Origin of the sequence: Enterobacter cloacae complex sp. IR5441 (assembly GCF_049238215.1) — a bacterium.
Lineage (GTDB): Bacteria > Pseudomonadota > Gammaproteobacteria > Enterobacterales > Enterobacteriaceae > Enterobacter > Enterobacter hormaechei_C.
In genome coordinates this window covers 1-8,941 of record NZ_JBMKIA010000063.1, presented here as the reverse complement: position 1 = coordinate 8,941, position 8,941 = coordinate 1, and the positions used below count along the sequence as shown (strand labels likewise).

Annotated in this window: 10 protein-coding genes; 4 read left to right on the top strand and 6 right to left on the bottom strand. The window is 49.4% G+C overall.

Features of this window, described 5'->3' with window-relative positions; translation table 11 throughout:
- Nucleotides 1-197 precede the first annotated feature (197 nt).
- Complete coding sequence (locus tag ACOTX5_RS25720) at nt 198-1,601, top strand: ISNCY family transposase (protein WP_000125668.1); 1,404 nt, start codon at nt 198-200, stop codon at nt 1,599-1,601.
- A gap of 32 nt (nt 1,602-1,633) precedes the next feature.
- Here the strand turns inward: ACOTX5_RS25720 and arsH are convergent, their stop codons facing one another.
- The gene (gene arsH / locus ACOTX5_RS25715) at nt 1,634-2,338 is read right to left on the bottom strand and encodes an arsenical resistance protein ArsH (protein WP_000130816.1); all 705 of its coding nucleotides are present in this window, start codon (nt 2,336-2,338) and stop codon (nt 1,634-1,636) included.
- Between the two features lie 86 nt (nt 2,339-2,424).
- On the opposite strand from arsH, the gene ACOTX5_RS25710 reads away from it, so the two are divergent.
- From ACOTX5_RS25710 to arsC, 3 genes are read left to right on the top strand one after another with little or no spacing between them, the layout of a single operon-like run.
- Nucleotides 2,425-2,745 carry a transcriptional regulator gene (locus tag ACOTX5_RS25710; RefSeq protein ID WP_000941305.1) on the top strand — a complete coding sequence of 107 codons (321 nt, stop codon included), beginning with the start codon at nt 2,425-2,427 and terminating at the stop codon, nt 2,743-2,745.
- 45 nt (nt 2,746-2,790) lie between these two features.
- Complete coding sequence (locus ACOTX5_RS25705) at nt 2,791-4,080, top strand: arsenic transporter (protein ID WP_000922628.1); 1,290 nt, start codon at nt 2,791-2,793, stop codon at nt 4,078-4,080.
- A gap of 12 nt (nt 4,081-4,092) precedes the next feature.
- Nucleotides 4,093-4,518 (top strand): glutaredoxin-dependent arsenate reductase, encoded by a 426-nt coding sequence (gene arsC / locus ACOTX5_RS25700; protein WP_000065802.1) that lies wholly within the window; start codon nt 4,093-4,095, stop codon nt 4,516-4,518.
- Between the two features lie 59 nt (nt 4,519-4,577).
- Here arsC and ACOTX5_RS25695 read toward each other — a convergent pair whose 3' ends face one another.
- The 5 genes from ACOTX5_RS25695 to ACOTX5_RS25675 form a co-directional block, all read right to left on the bottom strand.
- Complete coding sequence (locus ACOTX5_RS25695; RefSeq protein ID WP_001066652.1) at nt 4,578-5,405, bottom strand: universal stress protein; 828 nt, start codon at nt 5,403-5,405, stop codon at nt 4,578-4,580.
- An 18-nt stretch (nt 5,406-5,423) separates the two neighbouring features.
- Nucleotides 5,424-6,902 carry a SulP family inorganic anion transporter gene (locus ACOTX5_RS25690; protein WP_000927306.1) on the bottom strand — a complete coding sequence of 493 codons (1,479 nt, stop codon included), beginning with the start codon at nt 6,900-6,902 and terminating at the stop codon, nt 5,424-5,426.
- A 491-nt stretch (nt 6,903-7,393) separates the two neighbouring features.
- The gene (locus ACOTX5_RS25685; RefSeq protein ID WP_000864986.1) at nt 7,394-7,669 is read right to left on the bottom strand and encodes a hypothetical protein; all 276 of its coding nucleotides are present in this window, start codon (nt 7,667-7,669) and stop codon (nt 7,394-7,396) included.
- Nucleotides 7,670-7,809: 140 nt separating this feature from the next.
- Nucleotides 7,810-8,007, bottom strand: coding sequence for a hypothetical protein (locus ACOTX5_RS25680; protein ID WP_001371914.1), 198 nt, complete (start codon nt 8,005-8,007; stop codon nt 7,810-7,812).
- Between the two features lie 846 nt (nt 8,008-8,853).
- Nucleotides 8,854-8,941: IS3 family transposase (locus ACOTX5_RS25675; protein ID WP_135618312.1), on the bottom strand; the 88-nt coding region annotated here is incomplete at its 5' end.

Below are 8,941 nucleotides of genomic sequence, written 5' to 3'. Positions count from 1 at the left end.
TGGCAACCACGTTCTTCCTCCAAAGCCTGACTCAACCTTAAAAAGGCATTGTCCAGACTCTCCACTGACGTCAGGTCAGCTTTGTTTTCAGCACGACATTTCAACATTGGCTAGACATAAGTTGTAGTAGCAAAGTTGTAATGTCCGATAATGGCTAAGTTAAGATGTCCGGCGTGTATAATCAAGTAAGGATTACCATGACGGCTCTCGCAGCGGAGTTTTTCACATTGGATGAAGTTAACCGACTCAAAATCATTCAGGATGTCATCGACCGGCGTCTGACAACACAAATGGCAGCTCAGCGGCTTGGTATCTCCGACCGTCAGTGCCGTCGTCTGCTTGCGCGTTATCGTGAAGATGGTCCGATTGGCATGACCAGCCGCCGTCGTGGTAAATCCAGTAACAACCAGTTGCCTCAGGGACTGGCCGCATACGCGCTGAACATTATTCGCGAACGCTATAACGATTTCGGTCCGACGCTGGCCTGTGAAAAACTGTCTGAGGTGCACGGTGTTCATCTTTCCAAAGAAACCGTCCGTAAGCTGATGACTCAGGCCAGTCTGTGGGTCCCACGTAAGCAACGTGCGCCAAAAATTCAGCAACCTCGTTACCGCCGTGCCTGTGCCGGTGAACTCATACAAATCGACGGCTGCGACCACCACTGGTTTGAAAATCGGGGACCTAAGTGTACGGCACTGGTTTACGTTGATGACGCAACCAGTCGTTTAATGCAGCTTCTTTTCGTGAAATCTGAGTCTACTTTCACCTATTTTGAAGCGACCCGGGGCTATATTGAAAAACATGGCAAACCGCTTGCGCTGTACAGCGACAAAGCCAGCGTATTCAGGATCAACAATAAAAATGCAACCGGCGGCGACGGCGATACCCAGTTTGGCCGTGCGATGCATGAACTGAACATTCAGACCATTTGTGCAGAAACCAGTGCTGCCAAAGGCCGCGTTGAACGGGCGCACCTGACGCTTCAGGACCGACTGGTCAAGGAGCTCAGGCTCCAGGGCATCAGTTCCATGGAAGCTGCGAACGCATTTGCCGAAGAGTTCATGAACGATTACAACCGTCGTTTCGCAAAAGCGCCTCGCCAGGCGTTTGATGTTCATCGGGAACTGGATGTCGATGACGATCTTGATATGGTATTTAACTGGCGTGAAGCTCGTAAAGTGTCGAAATCACTCACAGTGCAATACGACAAAGTCCTTTATCTGATTGAAGACAGCGAATTCAGTCGTCGGGCGATTGGTAAATACATCGATGTCTGGCATTACCCGGATGGACATAAAGAGCTCCGGCTTAATGGCGTATCACTTCCCTACTCCACCTATGACAAGCTTTCTGAAATCGATCAGGGGGCCATTGTGGATAACAAACGTCTGGGGCGGGCCCTGGAAATGGCGCAGCTGGTCCAGGCCGAGCGGGATAATAACCGGTCGCAATCCGTACCATCCGGAGACGGCCCTTCTCGCAGGCGTAAAGCTCCCACGACGAAGAAATCCCAGCGTTCCCTGGATCAGGACGATATGTTCAATGCCCTGGTGAAACTTCAGTCACGCTCTGAAGAGATATTTGGGAAGAAACCGATTTAAAGCCCGGTAATCCATCCGGGCATGCCTGGCTGTCAGATTTTGGCCTGATTGACCCGTGCCGCGAGCTCCTGATGACTCTCTTTCCTTTCGCTGTAGCGGTCGGACAGGTAGGCTGTGTGCCCTTTCAGGAGTAACGTCATTTTGAACAACTCTTCGGTAACGTCGACAATCCTGTCATACCAGGGTGAGGGTTTCATGCGCCCTTCATCATCAAATTCCTGCCATGCCTTTGGCACTGACGACTGATTGGGGATGGTGAACATCCGCATCCAGCGGCCAAGTATCCGCATCTGATTGACCGTGTTAAACGACTGTGAACCACCACAAACCTGCATGACGGCCAGCGTTTTACCCTGGGAAGGACGAACAGCACCTTCACTCAGGGGTATCCAGTCAATCTGGGCCTTCATCACCGAGCTCATGGCGCCATGTCTTTCCGGAGAACTCCAGACCATTCCGTCACACCACCTGACCAGCTCGCGGAGTTCAAGCACTTTGGGGTGACTTTCGGGCGCATCATCGGGTAACGGCAGACCGGATGGGTTAAATATTTTCACCTCAGCCCCCATCTTTGCCAGCAACCGCCCGGCCTCTTCCGCTGCAAAACGACTGTAGGACCGCTCTCGTACTGAACCGTACAGGATGAGAATTCGCGGCATGGTTTCGTTGTTGCCCGTAAGTTTGCTGGCAAGCGCATCATCAAAATAAGCCGGTTCGATTGCTGGTAAGTCGGTCATAAAAAATCTCCATTTCATAAGCTATGCTTTAAAAGTTATCACATATGAAATACCATATGTATTGTTATTTTTTTACGAGGTTAAGCATGCTACAGCCTGTTCAGCTTTTTAAACTGCTCGCCGACGAGACCCGTTCAACTATCGTGATGCTTCTCAGGGAGTCCGGTGAAATGTGCGTCTGTGACATCTGTGCGGCAACCGCAGAGTCTCAGCCAAAAATTTCTCGCCATATGGCCCTTTTACGTGAAGCCGAGCTGGTCATCGACCGTCGCGAAGGAAAATGGGTGCATTACCGACTGTCGCCACACATGCCAGCATGGGCTGCGGGTATTATTGATACAGCCTGGAACTGTGAACGAGAAAACATACGCAACAAGCTCAGTAGCGTGGCATCTGTCTCCTGCTGATGGCGATATATATATCCGAATAAACAAATGTGAATGGAGTTTCTGATGTTACTGGCTGGTGCTATCTTTTTATTCACGCTCGTCCTGGTTATCTGGCAACCCAGAGGGCTGGGGATTGGCTGGAGTGCCTCACTGGGCGCAATTCTGGCATTGCTGACTGGCGTCGTTCATCTGGGGGATATTCCGGTGGTCTGGCAGATAGTGTGGAATGCGACCGCCACCTTTATCGCCGTGATCATCATCAGTCTTCTGCTCGACGAATCCGGCTTCTTTGAATGGGCCGCGCTGCACGTTGCCCGTTGGGGGAATGGCCGGGGGCGGCTGCTCTTCACCTGGATCGTCCTGCTTGGTGCGATGGTTGCGGCACTGTTTGCCAACGACGGTGCGGCACTGATCCTGACACCTATCGTTATCGCGATGCTGCTGGCGCTGGGATTCAGCCGGGGAGCAACCTTAGCGTTTATCATGGCCGCAGGGTTTATCGCTGACACGGCAAGCCTGCCACTGATTGTCTCAAACCTGGTGAATATCGTCTCGGCGGATTTCTTTAAGCTTGGTTTCTCAGAATATGCCGCCGTGATGGTCCCGGTTAACCTGGCCGCGATTGCGGCTACGCTGGTGATGCTGCATCTGTTTTTCCGTAAGGACATTCCCGCCGTTTACGACGTTTCTCTGTTGAAAGAACCGAAAGACGCTATACGTGATGTGAATACCTTTAAAACCGGCTGGCTGGTTCTGGTGTTGCTTCTGGTGGGATTCTTCGGACTGGAGCCGCTGGGCGTACCGGTCAGTTTGGTCGCAGCCGCTGGTGCATTGCTTCTGTTTGCTGTTGCGAAAAAAGGGCATGCCATTAACACCGGTAAGGTGCTGCGTGGTGCGCCCTGGCAAATCGTTATCTTCTCGCTGGGGATGTACCTGGTGGTCTACGGCTTACGAAATGCCGGTCTGACCCACTATCTCTCTTCCTTGCTGAATCAGCTGGCAGAGCAGGGATTGTGGGCGGCAACGCTGGGTACGGGCTTCCTGACGGCCTTCCTGTCATCAGTGATGAACAATATGCCGACCGTGCTGGTCGGGGCGCTGTCGATTGATGGCAGCACAGCGACCGGTGTTATCAAAGAAGCGATGATTTACGCCAACGTCATCGGCAGCGACCTGGGGCCAAAAATTACCCCTATCGGCAGTCTGGCAACGTTACTGTGGCTGCACGTTCTGTCGCAGAAAAATATCAAAATTACCTGGGGATATTACTTCCGGGTGGGCATTGTCATGACAATCCCCGTGCTGTTTGTCACGCTTGCAGCACTGGCGCTTCGTCTGTCTTTCACTTTGTAATGAGATACTGATATGAGCAACATTACCATTTATCACAACCCGGCCTGCGGCACGTCACGCAATACCCTTGAAATGATCCGCAACAGCGGTACAGAGCCGACCGTTATTCATTATCTTGAAACCCCACCATCACGAGCTGAGCTGGTAAAACTCATTGCGGATATGGGGATCACGGTACGAGCGCTGCTGCGTAAGAATGTCGAACCTTTTGAAGCGTTAGGGCTGGCGGAAGACCGCTTTACTGACGAGCAGTTAATCGATTTTATGTTGCAGCACCCTGTTCTGATCAATCGCCCTATCGTGGTAACGCCGCTGGGTACCCGGCTATGCCGCCCTTCTGAAGTCGTGCTGGATATTCTTCCCGATGCGCAGAAAAGCGCGTTCACGAAAGAGGACGGTGAGAAGGTAGTTGATGAAAAAGGTAACCGGCTGAACTAAACGTGTTCTTGTGACGAAGGGCGAGAGAACTCGCCCTTTTTTATTTAAGATAATCAGTGCTAACGGAGGATAAGAAGCGGTTGTTGCGTCTTTTGCAGCATTTCGGAGGTATGACTACCGATAAAGAACTGCCGCAACCTGGAATGACCGTAGGCCCCCATCACTATCAGATCGACAGCATTTTCCTCGGCGTAACGAATAAGCGCGTCCCCGACTGATTGCCCGGTAAGATGTGTTGTGCTGTTTTCTATATCCGCGTCACGTAAAATTTGCTGTGCGGTCAGCAGCTCTTCCTTCTTACCGTTTACCATGACAAGGTGGCACTCCAGCCCCCTGAGTAAGGGACTCATCGTCAGACGTTCCAGGTTACTCCTGCTTTCTTCACTGCCATCATAAGCCAGCATGACTCTGGAAGGCACTGAGTAGTTCTCCGGAACAACCAGTAGGGGTTTCTTTTGCAGACGAATAACGCTTTCCAGATGAGAGCCTACCGGATGCTGGCTACCCCGACGCCCCAGCACCATGAGACGAAGGTCGCTCAGCTCTGCCAGAACTTCATCCGGTGTACCGTGTTTTTGCATCAAAAGCACATCCGGGCTTCCCTGTTTTTGAAGCAGTTCAGCACAACTTTCCAGTATTGCTTTCCCCTGGGCCATCAGCAGGCGATTACGTTGCCCTTCAATTTCTACCAGCTCATCGGTCAGCAATTGCTGACTGTCTATGCCGAGAGTGCCGGTCAGGTCTGACACTACCGGGGTGCTGTCTTTTTCGATAACGTGCAACAGTGCTAGCTGTGATTGCAAAGTGCGGGCTGCCCACGCCGCATATTCACACACTGACCGCGTTGAAAGTGAACCGTCCACACAGGCTGTAACAGTATTATTCATAGTTTTCCCTCCAGTCTGTTAATGACCGCCCATCAGTTTTTCGACTTCTTCAGGTTTATCGTGAACACCAAACCGGTCAACGATGGTGCGGGTGGCTTCATTCATCCCACGTATTTCAACCCCGGCGCCCTCTCTACGGAACTTAATGACCACCTTATCCAGGGCGCTGACGGACGTGATGTCCCAGAAATGGGCATGTGAAACGTCTATCACCACATTCTCAATCGCTTCACGGAAATCAAAGTGGCTCGTAAAGCGGTCTGCTGATGCAAAGAATACCTGGCCGGTGACGGTATACGTCCGGCTCGTCCCCTCCAGAACTGAGGTTACACGCATGAACCGGGATACTTTAGTGGCAAAATTGAGCGAAGCAATCAGTACACCGGTCAGCACACCGAAGGCCAGATTATGTGTTGCCACCACAACCGCGACGGTGGCAAGCATGACCACGCTGGTTGAAAGGGGGTGTGTCCGCAGGTTGGCAATGGAGCGCCAGGAGAATGTCCCGATGGAAACCATAATCATCACCGCGACCAGCGCTGCCATCGGAATTTGGGAGACCCAGTTGCGCAGGAACACAATCAGGCAAAGCAGCACCACGCCCGCCGTGAGGGTTGAAAGTCGTCCGCGTCCACCGGATTTTACGTTGATAACAGATTGCCCAATCATCGCGCAGCCTGCCATTCCTCCGATAAAGGATGTGCAGATGTTCGCGATGCCCTGAGCTTTGCACTCCCTGTTTTTGTCGCTTGGCGTGTCGGTCATGTCATCCACGATAGTGGCGGTCATCATCGACTCAAGCAGGCCAACCACCGCAAGCCCCGCAGAATATGGCAGGATGATGAGCAGCGTCTGAAGATTTAAAGGCACGTCCGGGAGCAGGAAGACCGGCAGACTGTCGGGAAGTTTCCCCATATCCCCGACGGTTCGCACATCCAGATGCAGCCACATGGCAATCCCAGTCAGCACCACGATGCACACAAGCGGTGAAGGAATGGTTTTGTTGATATAAGGGAAGAGATAGATGATCCCCAGCCCTGCCGCAGTCATGGCATAAACATGCCATGTCACATTGGTCAGCTCAGGCAACTGGGCCATAAAAATCAGTATTGCCAGTGCATTAACAAACCCCGTGACCACTGAGCGTGAAACAAAACGCATCAGCCCGCCAAGCTTCAGATATCCGGCTATCAGCTGGAATACCCCGGTCAGTATGGAGGCAGCCAGTAAATACTGTAAGCCATGATCTTTCACCAGCGTCACCATCAGGAGAGCCATTGCACCGGTGGAGGACGAAATCATCGCCGGACGTCCGCCAAAGAAGGCCATAACGAGAGGAATACAGAACGCCGAGTAGAGGCCCACCTGGGGATCAACACCGGCGATAATGGAAAAGGCGATCGCTTCTGGAATGAGTGCGAGCGCGACAACAATACCGGCCAGAACGTCACCACGGACGTTACCCAGCCAGTCCTTACGCGTCGAGGACAGCAACATAGTAATTTCTCAGTTTTTAGATACAGTCAGCCCTGGAGGGCTACATTTTTACGTACGGTAAAGCACATCCGCAGACGGGATGTTATTGAGTGCGTGCTGAGGCTTGCTCAGTACGACAGAGGAAGGAAAAACTCAGGGTGGCGTAATACGCATAGCGGTTGTCAGATTCTCCATAGCGGATGTGTATATATTGTCGGCTCTGTTGTCAGGAAGAACTTACAGAACACGTCGCGTTTGAACATGAAACACTTCAAAGCAGCCCAATACTACAAATAAAGCGAATACGGGGTCAACCCAACAAGGTACTCAAACGAAGAGGTTAAGATGCGATTTTTATCCAGGAATTCAATATTATCAAAGGACATTTGAACTTTGCCCCACCCCGGACATCTCTACTTAGCTTTGACATAAGTTATTGATTCATATGTGGTTATTTTTTAACATTTACGTTTCACGTACTGATAGATTGCCTTTGAAGCCAACGCTGACCGTCATTCATCTTGATCAGGAATTTGGGCATCTTCTAAAAACACCTTTGTACGGTAATCATCTTTCCAGCCTAACCAAACTGAATCTTCACCACCGGAAGAAACAACTTTACGGTTTCCTGTGAGATTATCAGCCTGTTCTAAGCATATTGACTGCATATCAATGAGCAAATCAGCTTCTGCGACTTCCGTGCCGCCGATCGTTTCATAGCCGGAAATCAGAACAATTGCCTCAGGGTCTCTTTCGTTCAGCATGGCGATCAACTCTTTCACTTTCATTTTAAGATACCAGTAGTTTATTTGTGTGCATTGCTGATGGATTTTATAGTGCTGCCGACCTTTTTCAAGGTGCTTCCGTTGCTTCCAACGATCATGCTAACGACCTTGTTGTCTGACCTGGTATTGCCGTGGTCATCCTTTTAGAGAAATGCTCCAAAGATCAACATGGCGGCATAGGTTTTCCAGCTTGACCAATCAATCGTGGAACCAAGCAACAGATAGAATGCCAGGGCTACCAGCCCCAGCTTTACTACTAGCGCGATTATTATGGTGAAGATAGACTCATCGCGTTCGCCTTTAAGTATTTTATACCGCGTAATTAAACTGTCGTTTTTCATGTAGCATCCGTTATAGTTATTAAAGTCCTGCATTAGAAGTTGTTATTTGCCGAAGTTACCTTGTATGAGTTAACTGTGGATCCAAAAATACAAAATATAAGCTGTGCCAATTGAAAGGATTAGAAAAGCACAGTTACTAATAAAATCTACTAATGCTTGTAGCTTCTTTATTCTCACAATTGCTGGACCGTGTTCAGTAGAGGTACTACTCAGCCCTTTTGTTCTGGCACTCTCTGCTTTTCTGAAAAAATTGTAATGCAATCCTGACCGCAAGCAAAACCATGCCAAACCAGTCGTTATTACGATATTTATGTAGAAAGCATATTGAATCATTTGTTCAGTTTCGAAGCTTTCCATTGAAAACCCTTTGTTGAAATGTTGAATAAAATTATTTTTAGTAAATGTAAGCAATAAATAGAACGAATATTAATAGTGAAAGATGCAATGCCAACATCTGCTTATGATGCCTTATGAGGATTTCTTCCTTCGCATTCATTAAATCGTACATCTCATCAATATTTTTATTGCTGGTATATTCGAGACGTTCATCACGAAGTAATTTGAACTTTACCAATACGACAAGTGATTTAATAATAAAGCTCGTAAGCATAACAGTTATAGACAAAAATAAAAAATAGGCCAAATTCATATATCACTCCATGGAGATTAATAGAAAAATTTATAATAAGTAATCTCATAGAGCATTACTTGAATCTTCTTCCCATACTAAGGACTCACCGAGAAACTTAGTTAAAGATGATTTGGCATACTGTGGTTCGGAAAAAAAACGTGGGAACCAGCCGTCAAAGCTTTGGGTGATCCTCTCCTCGTAATATGGACACGCGCCTAAGCGAGATTCTGATTTTCAAATTGTTCCGGGCTGAGGCCGCCACAGGCACTGTGACGACGCCAGCGATTGTAATCGCACTCAATG

What these genes read in the sequence shown, in the direction of transcription:
- ACOTX5_RS25720 (WP_000125668.1), top strand. Translation starts at nt 198, where the DNA reads ATGACGGCTCTCGCAGCGGAGTTTTTCACATTGGATGAAGTTAACCGA.
- arsH (WP_000130816.1), bottom strand. Translation starts at nt 2,338, where the DNA reads ATGACCGACTTACCAGCAATCGAACCGGCTTATTTTGATGATGCGCTT.
- ACOTX5_RS25710 (WP_000941305.1), top strand. Translation starts at nt 2,425, where the DNA reads ATGCTACAGCCTGTTCAGCTTTTTAAACTGCTCGCCGACGAGACCCGT.
- ACOTX5_RS25705 (WP_000922628.1), top strand. Translation starts at nt 2,791, where the DNA reads ATGTTACTGGCTGGTGCTATCTTTTTATTCACGCTCGTCCTGGTTATC.
- arsC (WP_000065802.1), top strand. Translation starts at nt 4,093, where the DNA reads ATGAGCAACATTACCATTTATCACAACCCGGCCTGCGGCACGTCACGC.
- ACOTX5_RS25695 (WP_001066652.1), bottom strand. Translation starts at nt 5,405, where the DNA reads ATGAATAATACTGTTACAGCCTGTGTGGACGGTTCACTTTCAACGCGG.
- ACOTX5_RS25690 (WP_000927306.1), bottom strand. Translation starts at nt 6,902, where the DNA reads ATGTTGCTGTCCTCGACGCGTAAGGACTGGCTGGGTAACGTCCGTGGT.
- ACOTX5_RS25685 (WP_000864986.1), bottom strand. Translation starts at nt 7,669, where the DNA reads ATGAAAGTGAAAGAGTTGATCGCCATGCTGAACGAAAGAGACCCTGAG.
- ACOTX5_RS25680 (WP_001371914.1), bottom strand. Translation starts at nt 8,007, where the DNA reads ATGAAAAACGACAGTTTAATTACGCGGTATAAAATACTTAAAGGCGAA.